The organism is Rhodovulum sp. YNF3179 (assembly GCF_050586465.1).
In the GTDB taxonomy this organism is placed as follows: Bacteria; Pseudomonadota; Alphaproteobacteria; order Rhodobacterales; family Rhodobacteraceae; genus CAJXYS01.
On the sequence record NZ_JBOCEG010000004.1, the window covers coordinates 288486 to 307369 of the forward strand.

The 18884-nt window shown below is 66.8% G+C and carries 20 protein-coding genes; 15 read left to right on the forward strand and 5 right to left on the reverse strand.

Annotated features, from left to right (window positions below):
• From ACQ5SP_RS09110 to ACQ5SP_RS09140, 7 genes are all read left to right on the forward strand, one after another.
• On the forward strand, positions 1-1035 hold the full coding sequence (locus ACQ5SP_RS09110; RefSeq protein ID WP_430938045.1) for a MaoC family dehydratase: 1035 nt from the start codon (positions 1-3) through the stop codon (positions 1033-1035).
• A gap of 258 nt (positions 1036-1293) precedes the next feature.
• Positions 1294-1680: a succinate dehydrogenase, cytochrome b556 subunit gene (gene sdhC, locus ACQ5SP_RS09115; RefSeq protein WP_430938046.1), complete on the forward strand. Its 387-nt coding sequence runs from the start codon at positions 1294-1296 to the stop codon at positions 1678-1680.
• Between the two features lie 7 nt (positions 1681-1687).
• The gene (gene sdhD / locus ACQ5SP_RS09120; protein ID WP_430938047.1) at positions 1688-2065 is read left to right on the forward strand and encodes a succinate dehydrogenase, hydrophobic membrane anchor protein; all 378 of its coding nucleotides are present in this window, start codon (positions 1688-1690) and stop codon (positions 2063-2065) included.
• Positions 2066-2077: 12 nt separating this feature from the next.
• The gene (gene sdhA, locus ACQ5SP_RS09125; RefSeq protein WP_430938048.1) at positions 2078-3886 is read left to right on the forward strand and encodes a succinate dehydrogenase flavoprotein subunit; all 1809 of its coding nucleotides are present in this window, start codon (positions 2078-2080) and stop codon (positions 3884-3886) included.
• Positions 3887-3888: 2 nt separating this feature from the next.
• On the forward strand, positions 3889-4191 hold the full coding sequence (locus tag ACQ5SP_RS09130; RefSeq protein WP_430938049.1) for a hypothetical protein: 303 nt from the start codon (positions 3889-3891) through the stop codon (positions 4189-4191).
• A gap of 23 nt (positions 4192-4214) precedes the next feature.
• The gene (locus tag ACQ5SP_RS09135) at positions 4215-4994 is read left to right on the forward strand and encodes a succinate dehydrogenase iron-sulfur subunit (protein WP_430938050.1); all 780 of its coding nucleotides are present in this window, start codon (positions 4215-4217) and stop codon (positions 4992-4994) included.
• Between the two features lie 329 nt (positions 4995-5323).
• Positions 5324-6553: a DEAD/DEAH box helicase gene (locus ACQ5SP_RS09140; protein ID WP_430938051.1), complete on the forward strand. Its 1230-nt coding sequence runs from the start codon at positions 5324-5326 to the stop codon at positions 6551-6553.
• Positions 6554-6575: 22 nt separating this feature from the next.
• Here the strand turns inward: ACQ5SP_RS09140 and deoD are convergent, their stop codons facing one another.
• The 3 genes from deoD to ACQ5SP_RS09155 all read right to left on the reverse strand — a co-directional run bounded on the left by deoD (position 6576) and on the right by ACQ5SP_RS09155 (position 9715).
• The gene (gene deoD / locus ACQ5SP_RS09145) at positions 6576-7280 is read right to left on the reverse strand and encodes a purine-nucleoside phosphorylase (RefSeq protein ID WP_430938052.1); all 705 of its coding nucleotides are present in this window, start codon (positions 7278-7280) and stop codon (positions 6576-6578) included.
• 36 nt (positions 7281-7316) lie between these two features.
• Positions 7317-7622 (reverse strand): H-NS family nucleoid-associated regulatory protein, encoded by a 306-nt coding sequence (locus ACQ5SP_RS09150; RefSeq protein ID WP_430938053.1) that lies wholly within the window; start codon positions 7620-7622, stop codon positions 7317-7319.
• A 128-nt stretch (positions 7623-7750) separates the two neighbouring features.
• The gene (locus ACQ5SP_RS09155) at positions 7751-9715 is read right to left on the reverse strand and encodes a protein meaA (RefSeq protein WP_430938054.1); all 1965 of its coding nucleotides are present in this window, start codon (positions 9713-9715) and stop codon (positions 7751-7753) included.
• Between the two features lie 158 nt (positions 9716-9873).
• On the opposite strand from ACQ5SP_RS09155, the gene ACQ5SP_RS09160 reads away from it, so the two are divergent.
• The 8 genes from ACQ5SP_RS09160 (at position 9874) to ACQ5SP_RS09195 (ending at position 17169) form a co-directional block, all read left to right on the forward strand.
• Positions 9874-11277 (forward strand): 1-acyl-sn-glycerol-3-phosphate acyltransferase, encoded by a 1404-nt coding sequence (locus ACQ5SP_RS09160; protein ID WP_430938055.1) that lies wholly within the window; start codon positions 9874-9876, stop codon positions 11275-11277.
• A 165-nt stretch (positions 11278-11442) separates the two neighbouring features.
• Positions 11443-12735: a crotonyl-CoA carboxylase/reductase gene (gene ccrA, locus ACQ5SP_RS09165; RefSeq protein ID WP_430938056.1), complete on the forward strand. Its 1293-nt coding sequence runs from the start codon at positions 11443-11445 to the stop codon at positions 12733-12735.
• A gap of 219 nt (positions 12736-12954) precedes the next feature.
• Positions 12955-13149, forward strand: a complete 195-nt coding sequence (locus ACQ5SP_RS09170; RefSeq protein WP_430938057.1) for a hypothetical protein — start codon at positions 12955-12957, stop codon at positions 13147-13149.
• The gene (locus tag ACQ5SP_RS09175) at positions 13094-13807 is read left to right on the forward strand and encodes a helix-turn-helix transcriptional regulator (protein WP_430938058.1); all 714 of its coding nucleotides are present in this window, start codon (positions 13094-13096) and stop codon (positions 13805-13807) included. The genes ACQ5SP_RS09170 and ACQ5SP_RS09175 overlap by 56 nt, the downstream gene beginning before the upstream one ends.
• 92 nt (positions 13808-13899) lie before the next feature.
• The gene (locus ACQ5SP_RS09180) at positions 13900-14538 is read left to right on the forward strand and encodes an acyl-homoserine-lactone synthase (RefSeq protein WP_430938059.1); all 639 of its coding nucleotides are present in this window, start codon (positions 13900-13902) and stop codon (positions 14536-14538) included.
• A 63-nt stretch (positions 14539-14601) separates the two neighbouring features.
• Positions 14602-16128, forward strand: coding sequence for an ATP-dependent DNA helicase (locus ACQ5SP_RS09185; protein ID WP_430938060.1), 1527 nt, complete (start codon positions 14602-14604; stop codon positions 16126-16128).
• A 62-nt stretch (positions 16129-16190) separates the two neighbouring features.
• Positions 16191-16427 carry an Lrp/AsnC ligand binding domain-containing protein gene (locus tag ACQ5SP_RS09190; RefSeq protein ID WP_430938061.1) on the forward strand — a complete coding sequence of 79 codons (237 nt, stop codon included), beginning with the start codon at positions 16191-16193 and terminating at the stop codon, positions 16425-16427.
• A 4-nt stretch (positions 16428-16431) separates the two neighbouring features.
• A complete protein-coding gene (locus tag ACQ5SP_RS09195; RefSeq protein ID WP_430938062.1) occupies positions 16432-17169 on the forward strand; it encodes an SDR family oxidoreductase in 738 nt (245 codons plus the stop codon).
• Positions 17170-17171: 2 nt separating this feature from the next.
• Here ACQ5SP_RS09195 and ACQ5SP_RS09200 read toward each other — a convergent pair whose 3' ends face one another.
• Both ACQ5SP_RS09200 and ACQ5SP_RS09205 read right to left on the reverse strand, forming a co-directional pair.
• The gene (locus ACQ5SP_RS09200) at positions 17172-17936 is read right to left on the reverse strand and encodes a TIGR02186 family protein (RefSeq protein WP_430938063.1); all 765 of its coding nucleotides are present in this window, start codon (positions 17934-17936) and stop codon (positions 17172-17174) included.
• Complete coding sequence (locus ACQ5SP_RS09205) at positions 17936-18850, reverse strand: sulfite exporter TauE/SafE family protein (protein ID WP_430938064.1); 915 nt, start codon at positions 18848-18850, stop codon at positions 17936-17938. The genes ACQ5SP_RS09200 and ACQ5SP_RS09205 overlap by 1 nt, the downstream gene beginning before the upstream one ends.
• Positions 18851-18884: the final 34 nt, after the last annotated feature.

Genomic DNA, 18884 nt, shown 5'->3' on the forward strand with positions numbered 1-18884 from the left:
ATGACCAAGACCAATCCCGGCCGCTTCTTCGAGGATTACCGCCTGGGCGAGGTGATTGCCCACGCCGTGCCGCGCACCGTTTCAGGCGGGGAGCGCGCGCTCTACCACGCGCTCTACCCGGCGCGTCATGCCTTGCATTCCTCGGACGAATTCGCGCGGGCCTGCGGGCTGCCCGCCGCGCCGCTGGACGACCTGATCGCGTTTCACACGGTGTTCGGAAAGACCGTGCCGGACATCTCGCTCAACGCCGTGGCCAATCTGGGCTACGCCGAGGGCCGTTTCCGGGCGCCGGTCTGGCCGGGGGATACGCTGCGCGCGGAGTCCGAGGTGATCGGGCTGAAGCAGAACTCGAACGGCAGGTCGGGCGTGGTCTGGGTGCGGACCCGTGGTCTCAACCAGCGCGACGAGGTTGTGCTGGACTACGTCCGCTGGGTCATGGTTCGGAAGCTGCGGCTCGACGCACCGGCCCCCGAGACCACGATCCCGGACCTGGCCGATGCCGTTTCGGCCGAAGACCTCGTGAGTGCGCCCGGGCTCGATTTCACCGGTTATGATTTCGCCCTCTCCGGCGAGCCGCATCGCTGGGCGGACTATGCCGTGGGCGAGGTGATCGACCATGTCGATGGCGTCACCGTCGAGGAAGCCGAGCACATGATGGCGACACGGCTGTGGCAGAATACCGCGAAGGTCCATTTCGACGCGACCCTGCGCGAAGACGGCCGACGGCTGATATATGGCGGCCACGTCATCAGCCTGGCGCGCGCGCTCAGCTTCAACGGGCTGGCGAACGCGCAGATGATCGTGGCGCTGAACGGCGGCGCGCATGCCAATCCGTGTTTCGCCGGCGATACGGTCCGGGCCTGGACCGAGGTGCTGGAGACCGCCGAGACGGACGCGCCCGGCGTAGGGGCGCTGCGGTTGCGGCTGGTCGCGACGAAGGGCGAGGGCCCCGAGGCGGGGCTCAGGAATGCCGAGGGCAAGTATCTTCCCCATGTGCTGCTCGACCTCGATTACTGGGCGCTGATGCCGCGTTGAGGGGTCCCATGAACATCCGGCTAGCCAATTTTGGGGTGTTCAAGGTGAGTCGCAGATCAGCATACTATCGTATGCGATGATGTCCCCGCAGGGCTTGAATTTGTGATCACGTGATCAGAAAGCGTGATCACGAAACTGGAAATGCACGCAATCAGATGCGATTTTTCCGCCCTGCCGCGGCTCTGACTATGTGACAAGCGCCGCAAATGGGCTAAGCAGTAAACCAGATGCAGAGACTGCAAAGAGAAGGGACGCCCCATGGCTGACGTGAACCGGGGAAACCGCCCGCTGTCGCCCCACGCCACAATCTACCGCTGGCCGCTCAACGCGATCATGTCCATCTTGCACCGGATCACCGGCACGGCCATGGCGCTGGGCGCCGTTCTGGTCGTCTGGTGGTTCCTCGCCGCGGCGACCTCGGCCGAGTATTTCGCCACCGTCGACGGGGTGCTGACATCCTGGATCGGCGATCTCGTGCTGTTCCTGTCGCTGCTGGCGCTGTCATATCACCTGATGAACGGCGTGCGGCACCTGATCTGGGACACCGGCGCCGGGTTCGACAACGAGTCGACGCAGCAGAGCGGGATCATCGGCCTGGTGCTGGCCGTCGTCATCGCCGCCCTTCTTCTGGCCGCAACGTGGTGAGGCAGACATGAGCATCCTGACAAGTTACAAGCGCGTCGCCGGGCTGGGGTCTGCCAAGGAAGGCACCCATCACTGGTGGATGCAGCGCCTGACCGCAATCGCGCTGGTGCCCCTGACCATCTTCTTCGTGGTGCCGTTCGGGAGCAATCTCGGCGCCGGCCACGACGCCGTGGTCGAGACCTACACGAACCCCTGGAACGCCGTGATCGCGATCCTCTTCATCATCACCGCCTTCTATCACCTGATGATGGGTTTGCAGGTGGTGATAGAGGACTACGTGCACGGCAAGGCCGGCGTGGTCCTGCTGATCGCGAACACGCTGCTCTGCTGGGCCCTTGCCATCGCCGGCGTCTTCGCGGTGGTCAAGATCGCGCTCGGCGCCTGATCGGAGACGGACATGGCATCTTACGATATCGAATATCACAATTACGACGTGGTCGTGGTGGGCGCCGGCGGCTCCGGCCTGCGCGCGACGCTGGGCATGGCCGAACAGGGCCTCAGCACCGCCTGCGTCACCAAGGTCTTCCCGACCCGCTCGCACACCGTTGCGGCCCAGGGCGGCATCGCGGCCTCACTCGGCAACATGGGGCCGGACGACTGGCAATGGCACATGTACGACACCGTGAAAGGGTCGGACTGGCTGGGCGATACCGACGCGATGGAATATCTCGCCCGCGAGGCGCCGAAGGCGGTCTACGAGCTCGAGCATTACGGCGTGCCCTTCTCGCGCACCGAAGAGGGCAAGATCTACCAGCGGCCCTTCGGGGGCCATACGACCGAGTTCGGCGAGGGTCCTCCGGTGCAGCGCACCTGTGCGGCCGCGGACCGGACGGGCCACGCCATCCTGCACACGCTCTACGGCCAGAGCCTGAAGCAGAAGGCGGAATTCTTCATCGAGTATTTCGCCATCGACCTGATCATGTCCGAGGACGGCCAGTGCCAGGGCGTGGTGGCCTGGAAGCTCGACGACGGCACGATCCACGTCTTCAACGCCAAGATGACCGTGCTGGCGACCGGCGGCTATGGCCGGGCCTATTTCTCGGCCACCTCCGCGCATACCTGCACCGGTGACGGGGGCGGCATGGTCGCGCGGGCCGGGTTGCCGTTGCAGGACATGGAATTCGTGCAGTTCCACCCCACGGGCATCTACGGCGCCGGCTGCCTCATCACCGAGGGTGCGCGCGGCGAAGGCGGGTATCTCACCAATTCCGAGGGCGAGCGCTTCATGGAACGCTACGCGCCCACCTACAAGGACCTCGCGTCGCGCGACGTGGTGAGCCGGTGCATGACGATGGAAATCCGCGAGGGCCGCGGCGTCGGCCCGAACAAGGATCACATCCATCTGAACCTGAGCCACCTGCCGCCCGCGACCCTGGCCGAGCGGCTGCCGGGCATCTCGGAATCGGCACGCATTTTCGCGGGCGTCGACGTGACCAAGGAACCGATCCCGGTGCTTCCGACGGTGCATTACAACATGGGCGGCATCCCGACGAATTACTGGGGCGAGGTGCTGAACCCGACCACGGACGACCCGGACCGCATCGCGCCCGGCCTGATGGCCGTGGGCGAAGCCGGCTGTGCCAGCGTGCACGGGGCGAACAGGCTCGGGTCGAACTCGCTGATCGACCTCGTGGTCTTCGGCCGCGCCGCGGCGCTGCGCGCGGGCGAAGTGGTCGATCCGAACGCACCGGCCCCAGCGCTCAACAAGGCGTCGGTCGATGCGGCGCTCGACCGCTTCGACAAGCTGCGCCACGCGGATGGCGGGACGCCGACGGCAGAACTGCGCCTCGAGATGCAGAAGACCATGCAGGACGATGCCGCCGTGTTCCGTAGCGAAAAGACGCTCGCCGAGGGCTGCAAGAAGATGGCGGCCGTCGCGGACAAGCTCGACGATCTGCAGGTCACCGACCGGTCGATGATCTGGAACTCCGACCTGATGGAGACGCTGGAGCTGACCAACCTCATGCCGAACGCGTTGACCACCATCGTCAGCGCCGAGGCCCGCAAGGAAAGCCGCGGCGCCCACGCCCACGAGGATCACCCGGATCGCGACGACGAGACCTGGCGTGTTCACACCCTGTCCTGGGTGGAGGGCAACAGCAGCGTCAAGCTCGACTATCGCCCGGTGCATCTCGACCCGCTGACGCCGCAGGAGAAAGGCGGGATTGATACCGCCAAGATCGCCCCGAAGGCGCGCGTGTACTGAGCATGCGTTGCACCGGGCGTCATATCGGCCTGGCGGTCGCGGGGGTTTCCGCCCTCGCGGCGTCGGCCTGTGGCCCGCAAAGGGTGCCGCTCGACGATGCGATGGAGCGCTGCCGCGAGCGGGCACGCCTGGCGGAGAGCCCGCGCGGCCGCGTGGGCATGGGCGTCGGTAGCGACGGTCCGATCACCACCTTCGATGTGACCATCGGCAGCGATTTCCTGGCCGGGCGCGACCCGGAACAGGTCTACATCCAGTGCGTCATAAACCTGACCGGCCAGCGGCCGACAGAACCGCTTGGCAGCTGAGGACGCGGAAAGGAATTGGCAACATGGTTCAACTGACCCTCCCCAAGAATTCGCAGGTCAAGACGGGCAAGACCTGGCCCAAGCCCGAGGGCGCCACGAATGTGCGGGCGTTCCGCATCTATCGCTGGGACCCTGACAGCGGGGACAATCCGCGGATCGACACCTACCATGTCGATCTCGACGATTGCGGGCCGATGGTTCTCGACGCGCTGATCAAGATCAAGAACGAGATCGACCCGACCCTGACCTTCCGCCGGTCTTGCCGCGAGGGCATCTGCGGGTCCTGCGCGATGAATATCGACGGTGGCAACACGCTGGCCTGCACCTATGGCATCGACGAGGTGAAGGGCGATGTTCGGGTGTATCCGCTGCCCCACATGCCGGTGGTCAAGGACCTGATCCCGGATCTCACCCATTTCTATGCCCAGCACGCGGCGGTGAAGCCGTGGCTCGAGACGACGACGAACGAGCCGCAGACCGAATGGCGCCAGACCATCGAGGACCGCGAGAAGCTCGACGGGCTTTACGAATGCGTGATGTGTGCCTGCTGTTCCACGTCCTGCCCGTCCTATTGGTGGAACGGTGACCGCTATCTCGGACCGGCCGCGCTGCTGCACGCCTATCGCTGGATCATTGACAGCCGCGACGAGGCCACCGGCGAGCGGCTCGACGACCTGGAAGACCCGTTCAAGCTCTACCGTTGCCATACCATCATGAACTGCGCGAAGACCTGTCCCAAGGGGCTCAACCCCGCCAAGGCGATCGCGGAGATCAAGAAGAAAATGGTGGAGCGCACGCTCTGATCTGCGCAGAGATAGGTAAAACATGTTGACTTGGGGCGCGCGGCGTCCCAAGTAACACGGACCCGACTGGCTCCGCCGCGTGAGCGGAGAGGCCGCGCCACCGAAGGGTGGGCGCCCGCCAGCCGGGAAAGCCGTGCAGACGCACGGCACACCAGGTTCCCACGATCACGCAGGGGGTCCGCCGGCAGCGCCGGCCATCGGGCAATCCGGCCCGGGGCGAGGCGCGGCTGACATCCTTTGCGCCATATGCGCCGTCGCGGCATATCCGCGTCGCAGCGCATCCTGTTATTCGCGGCCCGGACGGCCGCTTCCCGAAAGGAAACTCTCCGATGTCATTCGACACCCTCGGGCTTACGCCCGACCTGCTGACCCGCGTAGCCGAGCAGGGCTACACCGCGCCCACACCGATCCAGACAGAGGCAATCCCGCATGTCCTGCGCGGCCGCGACCTTATGGGTCTCGCCCAGACCGGCACCGGCAAGACGGCGGCCTTCGGCCTGCCGCTCGTGCAGCTTCTCAATGCCGCGGGGCGCCGCCCGGCGCCGAAAAGCGCCAAGGCGCTGATCCTGGCGCCGACGCGCGAGCTGGCCCGCCAGATCAGCGACACGCTCAACGGCTTTCTCGCCCAGACGCGTTTGAACACGGCGATGGTGGTCGGCGGCACCTCGATCAACGCGCAGGTCAAGCGGATGAGCCGCGGCACGGACATCCTGGTGGCGACACCGGGGCGGCTACTCGACCTGCTGGACCGCCGGGCGATCGATCTGGGCCAGACGCAGTTCCTCGTGCTCGACGAGGCCGACCAGATGCTGGACATGGGCTTCATTCACGCGCTGCGCCGGATTGCCGGGCTTCTGCCCCGCAAGCGCCAGACGCTGCTCTTCTCCGCGACCATGCCCAAGCAGATGGCCGAGATCGCGGCCGCCTACCTGACCGATCCGGTCCGGGTCGAGGTGGCGCCCCCGGGACGGGCCGCCGACAAGATTGCCCAATCGGTGCATTTCGTGCCCCAGGGCGAGAAATCGGCGCTGCTCAAGGAACTGCTTTCCGGGCATCCGAACCAGCTGGCGCTGGTCTTTTCCCGCACCAAGCACGGGGCGGAGCGGCTGATGAAATCGCTCGTCGCGGCCGGTTTCGCCGCCGACTCGATCCACGGCAACAAGAACCAGAACCAGCGCGACCGCGCCCTCGCGGCGTTCCGCCAGGGCCGTACGCGCGTTCTGGTGGCCACCGACGTGGCCGCGCGCGGCATCGACATCCCCGAAGTGCGCCACGTCTACAACTATGACCTGCCGAACGTCGCCGAGAACTATGTCCACCGGATCGGGCGCACGGCGCGGGCCGGGGCACATGGCGCGGCGATCGCCTTCTGCACCAAGGACGAGATGGGCGCCCTGCGCGACATCGAGAAGGTCATGGGGCGGGGCATCGAGGTTGCGGGCGGAACGCCCTGGGCCGTCGAGCCCCCCCGGAAACAGCAGGCGCAGAAACGCGGCAATGGCGGTGGTGGCCGCCGGCGGTCGCGGTCGCGCTCCGGCGGTCAGCGCAAGGCGGCCTGACCGGGCCGCCACCGCGGGGCGGCTAGGCGAAGGCCGCCGCCAGCGCGATCTCGACCATCTCGCCGAAGCTGTTTTCCCGGTCGGCGGCGGGCAGAGCCTCGCCGGTCAGCAGGTGATCGCTGACCGTCAGGACCGCCAGCGCCCGCGCGCCGTGTCGGGCGGCGACGGTATAGAGTTCCGCGGCCTCCATCTCGACAGCGAGGATGCCGTGGCGGGTCATCTGCTCGTTCAGGTCCGGACGCTCGTCGTAGAACACGTCCGAGGAATAGATCCCGCCGGCATGCACCATGGTCCATTTGGCCTGCGCGGCATCCCAGGCAGCTTTCAGCAGGCCCCAATCGGCACAGGGCGCGAAGGCAAGCTCGCGCAGAATGCCGCGCGACGGTGTCGAGATGGACGATGCCGTCATTGCCAGGATCACGTCGCGCAGCTTTACGTGGGACTGCATCGCCCCGCAGGAGCCGATGCGGATCAGGGTTTTGGCACCGTAATCCCGGATCAGCTCGTTGGCGTAGATCGAGAGTGACGGCATCCCCATCCCAGATCCCTGAATCGTGACGGGATGGCCCTGCCAGGTGCCGGTATAGCCGAACATTCCGCGCACCTCGTTGACGCGCCGCGGAGATTCCAGGAAAGTCTCCGCGGCCCACCGGGCCCGATACGGGTCGCCGGGCATGAGGACGGTTTCGGCGATATCGCCGGGATCGGCGCCAATATGGATCGTCATGTCATTTCCAATTCGACGCCGTTTCGTCCCGGCGCCTCAGATGCGTAAATCTTCGAATGTTTCACCATTCGCCAGCCGTTCCTTCAGCCAGTTCGGTTGACGCCCGCGACCGTTCCACGTCTGGTCCGGATTGTCGGGATTGCGATATTTCGGGGGGTTTTTCCCGGCCCCCTTGTCGCCACCGAGCACGTCGGTCAGCGAGAGGCCGAATTGTTTGGCGGCTTCCTCGGCGGCGGCACGGGCTTCGGCCCTGCGGCGTTTTTCCACCGACGCCAGTGCCTTCTGTACGTCTTTCAGAAGGTTCTCGAGATCGTCTTTCGACATGGAGTCCAGATCGAGCATGGGGTCACCTTTACGCTTTCACACTAATAACGGGCAAAGTTTGCCTTAGCCGATTCTGGAAAACAAGATTTAAACGCCGCCGGGAATTCCGGCGGGCGTTTCCCGTCAGGCCGTGTGCGTGTTTAGCGTCAGGCAGCGGCCGCTTCGGGATCGGCCAGCGCCACGATATCGAACATGATGCGGTTGAGTTCGAAATCCTTGGGCGTGTAGACCCGGGCAACGCCGGCGGCGCGCAGCTTCTCGGCGTCGGCCTCGGGGATGATCCCGCCGGCCACGACCGGAACGTGGCCGAGCCCCGCGGCGCGCATCCGCTCCATCACCTCGGTGACAAGCGACACATGGCTGCCGGAGAGGATCGAGAGCCCCACCACATGGGCCTCCTGTTCGGCCGCGGCGGCAACGATCTGCTCCGGCGTCAGGCGGATGCCCTCATAGGTGATGTCCATGCCGCAGTCCCGGGCGCGGGCCGCGATCTGCTCGGCGCCGTTCGAATGGCCGTCGAGCCCGGGCTTGCCCACGAGCAGCTTGAGCCGCCGCCCGAGCCGATCGGAGGCGGCGTCCACCGCCGCGCGGATATCGTCCAGCCCCTCGGTCCGGTTCGAGCGGCTGGCAGACACGCCGGTCGGTGCCCGGTATTCGCCGAAGGTGGCGCGCATCACCTCGCCCCACTCGCCCGTGGTGGCGCCGGCCCTGGCCGCCGCGATGGAGGCCGGCATGATGTTCTCGCCGGACCGCGCGGCGCTGCGCAGCCGATCGAGCGCGGCGCTGACCGCCGCATCGTCCCGCTCCGCCCGCCAGTCCGCGAGGCGTTGCAGCTGGTCGGCCTCGGCGGCGGCGTCGACCGTCATGATCGAGCCCTCGCCGGCCGTGAGCGGGCTGTCTTCGGCCTCGACATATTTGTTGACGCCGACGACCGCGGTCTCGCCGGACTCGATCCGGGCGATCCGCTCGGCGTTGCTCTCGACGAGGCGGGATTTCATGTAATCGATGGCGTTCACGGCCCCGCCCATGCCGTCGATGGTTTCCAGCTCCGCGCGGGCCCCGGCCTTCAGCGCCTCGACCTTGCCCTCGACCGCGGGGTTGCCGTCGAAGAGATCGCCGTATTCCAAAAGATCGGTCTCGTAGGCGAGGATCTGCTGCATGCGGAGGGACCATTGCTGATCCCACGGGCGCGGCAGCCCGAGCGCCTCGTTCCAGGCCGGCAGCTGCACCGCGCGGGCGCGGGCGTTCTTGCTGAGCGTGACCGCCAGCATCTCCAGGAGAATGCGGTAGACGTTGTTCTCGGGCTGCTGTTCGGTGAGCCCGAGCGAGTTCACCTGCACCCCGTAGCGGAAACGGCGGAACTTCGGATCCTCGACGCCGTAGCGCGTGCGGCAGATTTCGTCCCAAAGCTCGACGAAGGCCCGCATCTTGCACATCTCGGTGACGAAGCGGATGCCGGCGTTCACGAAGAAGGAGATGCGGCCGACCATCTCGGGGAAGTCGGCCGGTTCCACCTTGCCCTTCAGGTCGTCTAGCACCGCGGTCGCGGTCGCCAGGGCGAAGGCCAGCTCCTGTTCCGGCGTCGCGCCGGCCTCCTGCAGATGGTAGGAGCAGACATTCATGGGGTTCCACTTGGGCAGGTGCTGGCGGGTATAGGCCGCGACGTCGGTGATCATCCGCAGGCTCGGCTCGGGCGGGCAGACATAGGTGCCGCGGCTGAGATACTCCTTGATGATGTCGTTCTGGACCGTGCCGGTCAGTTTCGTGACGTCGGCGCCCTGTTCCTCGGCCACCGCGATGTAGAGGGCCAGCAGCCACGGCGCGGTCGCGTTGATCGTCATCGAGGTGTTCATCTGCTCGAGCGGGATCTGGTCGAAAAGCGCGCGCATGTCGCCCAGATGCGCCACCGGCACGCCGACCTTGCCAACCTCGCCCCGTGCCAGCTTGTGATCGCTGTCGTACCCCGTCTGCGTGGGCAGGTCGAAGGCCACCGAAAGACCGGTCTGCCCCTTGGCGAGGTTCGCGCGGTAAAGCGCGTTCGACGCCGCGGCGGTGGAATGGCCCGCATAGGTCCGGAAAAGCCAGGGGCGGTCCTTGGTTCGATCGGTCATGTCATCTCCGGCCGGAATCGGCATGCAACAAAATTTCTTCGCGCTCGAGATAAGTGGAACTTTGTGTCGATGTCAATTCGCCGCGTCGCAGCGTAGCCGCCGCAGCATGGACGCTGTAAACGCTTTACCGACCGCGGGAAAGCTGCAAACCTGCGCCGATGCTCGCGGCAATTGAAATCCCCGTCTGGGGCGCAGTGATCATGGCGGGGCTGTCCGTCGTCGCGGTGCTCGACCGTATCCTGGCGCCGTCGGTGCGCTGGTTTCTGCGGCGGCGCTTCCTGCGCGCCGTGGATCGGCTGAACAAGCGCCTTCAGCTCAAGCTCCAGCCCTTCAAGCTTATGCGCCGCCGCGACATGATCGACCGGCTGACCCACGATCCCAAGGTGATGGAAGCCGTGGTCGAACGGGCGGAAGAACAGAAAGTCCCGCTCTACGTCGCCATGCGCGAGGCCGAGCGGCACGCCCGCGAGATCGTGCCGTCCTTTTCCGCGTTCGCGTATTTCGGCTTCGCCACCCGCGCGGCCAAGTGGCTGTCGCGCGGCATTTTCAGGGTGCAGCTCGGCCGCTACGACCGCGAGGTGCTGGAACAACTGGATCCGGGCGCGACGGTCATCTTCGTGATGAACCATCGCTCCAACATGGATTACGTCCTGGTGACCTACCTCGTGGCCGAACGCAGTGCGCTGTCTTACGCGGTCGGCGAATGGGCACGGGTCTGGCCGCTGCAGGGTCTGATCCGGGCGCTTGGCGGCTATTTCATCCGCCGCCGCTATCGCAACGCGCTCTACCGCCGGATACTTGCGCGCTACGTGCAGATGGCGACCGAGGGCGGCGTGACCCAGGCGGTCTTCCCCGAGGGCGGCCTGACGCTGGACGGACGGCTGAGAAGCCCGAAACTGGGCCTGCTGTCCTATATTCTCGAGGATTTCGAACCCGGCCGCTCGCGCGAGGTGATCTTCGTGCCGGTGGGCGTGAATTACGACCGCGTTCTCGAAGACCGCATCCTTCTGGAAAGCGCCGCCGCGCCCGAACGGCGTTTCCTGTTCCGCCCCTGGGCCTTCGTGAAATTTGCCGCCCGGCAGATCCGGCTGCGGCTCATGCGGCGGTTCCACCGCGGCTATGCCAGCGTCGGCTTCGGCGACCCCCTGCATCTGAGCCGTTTCGTCGCCGCGGAAGGACGGGACGGTGCGGCGATCGACCATCTCGGCACGGCGCTGATGCGGCGTGTCGGCCTTGCCGTGCCGGTCTTGCCGGTGCCGCTGGTCGCCGCGCTGATCACGCGTGCCGACCGGCCGCTTACGGAGACCGGCCTGGTCACGGCGGTGACGCGCGCCCAGGCGAAGCTCGCGGACGTGGGCGCGCATGTGCACGTGCCCGAGGAGGGCGCGGTCGAACTGGCGCGCACCGGTCTGCGCATGCTGACCCGGCGCCATCTCGTCCTGGAGGCTCCCGCGGGCTATTCTGCAAATGCGAAAGAAGCCCCGCTGCTGGCCTATTACGGCAACTCGATCATCCACCTCTTGCCAGAGACCGACTGGTCCGACTGCCTCGAGGGCGCATGATTGGGCTCGATTTGAGGGCGGCCTCGTCATAAAATTTCGCCAAAGCGCGCCATTTTGGCGCATTATTGCTCTTGAACCCTTCGGTGGGAGGTGAGATTGAAGGAGCACGCGCAACCGCGCGCGATTCTGCGTCGCGGCAAAACGAACGATCAGCAGGAGGAGCCCATGGCCCTGGACGCGCCAACCGGTGTCATCGAGTACGACGCGCCCGAGAAGGATCTCTACGAGATGGGGGAGATCCCCCCATTGGGCTACGTGCCGAAGAAGATGCATGCCTGGGTGCTGCGGCAGGAACGCCACGGCGAGCCCGACACGGCGCTGCAGAAGGAAGTCGTGGACGTCCCGGAGATCGACAGCCACGAGGTGCTGGTGCTGGTGATGTCCGCCGGCGTCAACTACAACGGCGTCTGGGCCTGCCTCGGCCAGCCGGCATCGGTTTTCCGGGGGCACGGCGCCCCCTACGCGGTGATCGGCTCCGACGCCGCCGGCATCGTCTGGAAAGTAGGCGACAAGGTCACCCGCTGGAAGGTGGGCGACGAGGTGGTCGTCCATTGCAACCAGGATGACGGCGACGACGAGGAATGCAACGGCGGCGACCCGATGCTGTCGCCGAGCCAGCGGATCTGGGGCTACGAGAGCCCCGACGGCTCGTTCGCGCAGTTCACCCGCGTGCAGGCCCAGCAGCTGATGCCCCGCCCCCGGCACCTGACCTGGGAAGAGTCGGGCTGCTACACGCTGACGCTCGCCACCGCGTACCGGATGCTCTTCGGTCACGAGCCGCATGACCTGAAACCCGGCCAGAACGTGCTGGTCTGGGGGGCCTCGGGCGGGCTTGGGTCCTTCGCGATCCAGCTGATCAACACGGCCGGTGCCAATGCGATCGGGGTCATTTCCGAAGAAGACAAGCGCGAGTTCGTCATGGCGCTTGGCGCCAAGGGCGTCATCAACCGCAAGGATTTCGACTGCTGGGGCCGTCTGCCGGAGGTCAACACGCCCGAATACAAGGAGTGGTTCGCCGAGGTGCGCCGTTTCGGCAAGGCGATCTGGGACATCACCGGCAAGGGCAACAACGTCGACATGGTTTTCGAACATCCCGGCGAGGCGACCTTCCCGGTGTCGACATTCGTGGTCAAGCGCGGGGGCATGGTGGTGATCTGCGCCGGCACTACCGGGTACAACTGCACCTTCGACGTCCGCCACATGTGGAGCCATCAGAAGCGGCTTCAGGGCAGCCATTTCGCCCATCTCAAGCAGGCCTCGGCCGCCAACAAGCTCATGGTCGAGCGTCGGCTGGATCCCTGCATGTCCGAGGTCTTCCCCTGGGACGAGCTGCCGCTGGCCCACATGGCGATGCTGCGCAACCAGCACAAGCCGGGCAACATGGCGGTGCTGGTGTCCGCGCCGCGCACGGGCCTGCGCACCTTCGAGGACGCGCTCGAGGCGGGCCCCACCGGCTGAAGCCGGGGGTCACATCGACGCCGCGTCATCGCCCCGGGCCTCGGTCCGGGGCGTTTCGTTTTGCGGCGAGCGAGAGATATCAAGGGCTTGGAGCAGGCGCCCCCACCGAATTCGGGGGGTTGAAATCAGCGAGTAGAGGCTGAACCAGCACACATGCTAGGGTTGTATTAATGATTCTTTAACCGTTCGCGTGTGAGTGTGACCATGTCTCAGGAATGGATGATCGATGTTCTGACCGACCTCAGGACATTCGCGCACAAGAACGGTCTGATCGCGTTGGCCGAGCAGCTTGAGGATACGATCCTCGTCGCGGAAAGCGACCTGACGGCGCGTGAACATGACCGTGCGGGGGCGGGACATGGACACACGGCTGACACGGGCCCTGGATCGTATCGCGGCGGTCGACAGCTTTGAGGGCCTCCAGGCCGGCATCCAGGACCTGCGGGATCTCTACGACGTCGATCACGTCGCCTATCATGCCGTCAACGCCGCGGGCGGTCAGTACGCGGCGCTGACCTACGACCATGACTGGGTCGCCCATTATCTCGACCAGGATTACGACCGGATCGACCCTGTCGTCCTCGGCTGCTACCGGCGGTTCAACCCGGTCGACTGGAAGGCGCTCGACTGGTCCCCGCGGGCGGCGCGCCGCTTTCTGGGGGAGGCGCTTGACGCCGGTCTCGGTGCGCAGGGGCTCTCGGTGCCGGTGCGCGGGCCGCACGGGCGTTTTGCGCTGCTGACGGTCAATCACCGCTGCGACGATCGCCGCTGGGCGCTTTTCACGTCGAACTTTCTGCAGGACCTGATCCTGATCGCCCATTACGTCAACGAGGTCGCGCTCCGCCTCGAGGGGGTGGATCAAACGCAACCGTCCAGCCCGCTTTCGCCGCGCGAGATCGATGCGCTGCGACTGCTCGGGCTCGGCCGGAGCCGTGCCCAGGCCGCCGATGCGCTGTCCATTTCCGAGCATACGCTGCGCGCCTACCTGGAATCCGCGCGCTACAAGCTGGGGGCGGCCAACACCACGCATGCCGTCGCCCTGGCCGTCACCCGCGGCCAGGTGCTGCTCTGAGCGCGTTGCGGAAAGTTTTTGTCGACGTACCTTCAGCGCCGTTTAACCGTCCGATCCTAGCCTCCGCGCCGATTTTCGCGACAGGAGGCAGAATGCTCCGTTATCTTCGCGGGTCGGACCTGGCCCGCTACCCGAAACTGCGCGATGGCATGTTCCGCGACCGCGCCCGGCAATTCCGTGACCGGCTCGGCTGGGCGGTCAGCGTGGATGCCGGCGGGTTGGAACGCGACGGCTACGACGATCTGGACCCGCTCTACGTGATCTGGCAGCGCCACGACGGGGGGCATGGCGGATCCATGCGGTTCCTTCCGACCGACGGCCCCACGATGCTGGACGACCATTTCGCGCAGCTGACGGGCGGGCGCCGGATCCGCTCGGCGCGCGTCTGGGAATGCACCCGCTTCTGTCTCGCGCCCGGCGGGCGGGCGACGCCGCAGGTGCCGGCGGCGCTGATGCTCGCGGGCGCCGAGATCGGCCTGATCTTCGGGCTGACGCATGCGGTCGGCGTGTTCGATGCCCGGATGGTGCGGATCTACCGCCGCCTCGGTTGGCCCCCGCAGATCTTCGGCCAGGAGGGGCGGGGCGCCGCGGCGATCAGCGCCGGGCTCTGGCCCTTCTCCGTGGCCATCCGTGACCGGCTGGCGCAGCGGGCCGGCATCAGCCGGGCGCTCTCGGCGCTCTGGTGTGCGCGGGCCTTCGGCGCGACCGATCGCCCGGCGCGCAGCGCCTGATCCGTCTGGCGCCGGCGGGCGCGGGCCGGTAGGGTGCCCGCGACCCGGACAGGCGGAGGCAGGATGCAGTTCTCGGAGGATCAGGCGGAGGCCTATGACAGGGTAAGTTCCGCCCTGGCCGCGGCCGGGATCGACCTTGTCGAGGGCACGCTGACGCCGGATCCCGGCAGCGCGAAATCCGCTGTCCTGGCGGTGATCGGAAAGGCCGGGTCCGGCAAGACCATGCTGCTGGCCCGGCTGGTGGAAGCCCTGACGGAGGCCGGTGTCGAAACCGTGTCGGGCGATTGGGAAGGCCGGCGGCGCAAGGAGCGCCGGACGCTCGCCATTCTGGCGCCGACCAACAAGGCGGCCAGCGTGTTGCGCGCCCGCGGCGTTCCGGCCACCACGATCCACCGGATCCTCTACACGCCCGTCTACGATCCCGAATACGAGAAGATCGCGGAGTGGCTGGCCGGAAACGGCGAGAAGCCGGTGATCGAGGGCCTGACCGAGGCCGCGCTCGACCGGGCGGCCGCCTTCTATGCCATCCACAAATCTGTTCCCGGCGCGCTGGCGGCGGCGGGGCTTCGCGGCTCTGACTTCATTCGTGGGTGGAAACGGCGCGACGATCCCCTCGATATCGGTTTCGTCGACGAATCCTCGATGCTGGACAAGACCCAACTGGACGATCTGAAGGAGATCTTCCCGACGCTCCTGCTGTTCGGCGATCCGGCACAGCTCGCGCCGGTGGGCCAGTCGGGCGAGATGGTCTTCGACGGCTTGCTGGCAGACTCGAAGCTGACGCTGCATCGCATTCACAGGCAGGCACACGACAACCCGATACTCGACCTCGCCCACGCGCTGGGCGACCCGGAGGTCGGGTTCGAGCGGTTCGAACAGCTGGTCGAAGAGGCCGCACGCCAGGACGACCGGATCGTCGTGGCCCCGCGCGTCGATGCCGGCCTCATGGCACGCTCGCCGGTGCTGGTCTGGCGCAACGCGACCCGGATCCGCCTGATCCATGCCTTCCGCGCGGCCTACGGCTCGCCGGACGATGCGCTCCTGCCCGGCGAGCCGCTGATCTGCGACGGGATCGAACTGCCGCTCAAGCATCGCAAGAAACGGATCGACCTCGAGGCGCGCGGCCTGATCAAGGGGGCGCAAGTGATCTATCTCGGCCCTGGCAAGAAACCCGGTTTCTCGCGGCTTCACGTCATCGGGGCTGAGGATCCGCAGGTTTCTGCCGCCTCGATCGTCAAGATCGAGATGCCGGGCGAGGAAGAGCCCTTCATCCCCTTCGCGGCGAACATGGGGGCGGCCTTCCTGCACGGGGCCGCGGTGACGGTGCACAAGGCCCAGGGCTCACAGTGGCCCGAGGTGCAGGTCTTCGCGCCCGATCTCTATGCCGCGGCGCGCTCGGGGCGGAGCGAGGCGGGCCAGCCGCTCTGGAAGCGGCTGGCCTATGTCGCGATCACCCGGGCCGAGCACCGGCTGCACTGGGTGACACGCTACCGCCTGGCGCGCCCGACGGCGCCGCTCGACACCGCGGATCTCCGCGCGCCCGCAGCGCCGCTCGCGCTTGACGCCGACGCGGCGCCGGGGGCCGAATAGGTCTGGCCGCGGGGCGCGGAGCTTCCTAGACTGCCCGCGACCCGAAAGAAGGAATCCGTGCCATGCAATGTGTCTTCGTCCAGATCCGCTGCACACCCGGCACCACCTACGAGGTGGCGGACGCCATCTACGAGCGCGAGATCGTCTCGGAACTCTATTCCACCAGTGGCGATTTCGACCTTCTGGCGAAGGTCTACATCCCCGCCGACCGGGATGTGGGCCATTACATCAACGAGAACCTCATCAATATCCCCAATATCACCCGATCGCTGACGACCATGACCTTCAAGGCTTTCTGAGCCCGTGGCCCGAAGCGTCGCGATCACCGGTGCGGGCTCCGGCATCGGCCGGGCCACCGCGCAGGCGTTCCTGGCCAAAGGCTGGCGCGTGGCGCTTATGGGCCGACGGCGGGACCGCCTGGAGGAGACCGCCGACGGCCACCCGGCGGCATGCGTTCTGCCCTGCGATGTCTCCGACGCGGGCCAGCTCGACGCGGCCTTCGCCCGTATCGACGCGGAATTCGGGCGCCTCGACGTGCTTTTCAACAACGCCGGGATCTTCACGCCGGCCGGGCTGATCGACGAGATCGACGCGGCCGATTTCGACCGTGCCGTGGCGGTCAACCTGACCGGGGCCTTCGCATGCGCGCGCCGGGCCTTCGCGATGATGCGGCGCCAGGCGCCGCGGGGCGGGCGCATCATCAACAACGGGTCGATCTCGGCCCATGTGCCACGCCCGGGTTCCGTCTGCTACACGGCGACCAAGCACGGGCTCACCGGCCTGACCAGGAGCCTCGCCCTGGACGGGCGGGCCTATGACATCGCCTGCGGGCAGATCGACATCGGCAACGCACGGACCGAGATGGTCGCCGGACTGGGCGCTGCGGCCGTGGCGGGCGCCGACGGTGCGGGGGCCGAGGCGACCATGGATCTGGCCGAAGTGGCCCGCTCGGTATTGCACATGGCCGAGATGCCGCTCGAGGCGAATATCCCTTTCATGACGGTGATGGCGACGAAGATGCCCTATATGGGCCGCGGCTGATCTCAGGTGCGGAAGCGGCCGAACACCGCGGAGGCGATCCAGCCCGCCGCGATGGCGATCACCAGCGAGAGCATCCCGTAGGCCAGCGGCCGCTGGTGGGCGAGATCGTAGATCCAGCGTTCGAGCCCGACCTTGCTGACCTCGATCGAGACCGAGCGCATGTCGACCACACCCCGGTCGCGGATGAGGAAGATGCGCGCCGTGTAGTCGCCCTCGACCAGGTTGGCGGGCAGACCGATCGCCGTCCGGAACAGTGTCTCCTCGGTCAGTTCCACCGCGCCTTCGTAGGTGCGGTAGAGCCCCTTGTCGGCGCGGATGCGGACGATGGCCTCCGAAAAAGCCTGGGAGTCGGTGATATCCATGGGCGCGCCGACCGACCGGATCATCCGCTCGATGCTGATCCGGTGGCGCAGATCCTCGGTATCCGAAAGGATCTCGCGCAGCGGGCCGGTGGTCGCCACGGCATAGAAGCTGGGCGCGGCATCGACCTCGACCGCGGCGGTGTTCGCCCAGACGCCGAGCACGCGCTCCTTGCGCCGGACGACGACGGGCGTGAGCGGGCCGGTGATCTTGACGACCACCTCGAGCGGACCGGCATCGGGCGGCGGCGCCGTGCGCTTGACCGCGCCGAAGATCATGATCTCCGAGCCGTCGAAATTCGCGGTGATCGAGACCCGGTTCTGGCTCAGCCCCGCGACGACCTCCTCGGCCGGGGCCTGGGTCGTGGCGGCCGCCAGCAGCGCCAGGGACAGGAGCAGCCGGCGCATCAGTGCCCCCCGTTGCCGAGGGAATAGAGCTCGTCGGGGCGCAGCAGCAGGTCGAGCCCCAGCTTGAGACAGACCGCGAGCACGAGAAGCGCAAGCAGGATCCGCAGCTGTTCGGCCTTCATCTTGACGCCGATCCGCGTGCCGATCTGCGCGCCGATGACGCCGCCGACCAGCAGCAGCACGGCCAGCGCCATGTCCACCGTGTAGTTCGTGGTGGCATGCATCAGCGTGGTGAAGGCGGTCACGAAGATGATCTGGAAGAGCGAGGTGCCCACCACGACCTTGGTCGGCATGCCGAGCAGGTAGATCATCGCCGGCACCATGATGAAGCCGCCGCCGACGCCCATGATCGCGGCCAGCACGCCGACCGAGGCCCCGACCAGAACGGGCGGGATCGCGCTGATATAGAGCCCCGAGGTGCGGAACTTCATCTTCAGCGGCAGCTTGTGCACCCAGCTGTGCTGGCGGCGCGTGGGCTTGGCGCCGGGCTTGCGCGAACGGGTGATGGCCCGCAGGCTCTCGGTGAACATCAGGGTCCCGATGATGCCGAGGAACGCGACGTAACAGAGCTTGACCAGCAACTCGACCTGGCCCATCGCCTTGAGCATCGCGAAGAGCTGCACGCCCGCCGCCGCCCCGACAAGCCCCCCCACGAGCAGCACCGAGCCCATCTTCAGATCGACGGTCTTTCGCCTGAGATGCGCCAGCACCCCGGAGAAGGACGAGGCGACGATCTGGTTGGCCTCGGTGGCGACCGCCACGGCTGGCGGAATCCCGATGAAGAACAGAAGCGGCGTCATCAGGAAGCCGCCGCCGACGCCGAACATGCCCGACAGGATGCCGACCAGACCGCCAAGCCCCAGCAGGAGAAAGGCGTTCACGGAAACTTCGGCGATCGGGAGGTAGATCTGCATGACCCATTTGAAGCAGGGCCGACCCCTTTAGACA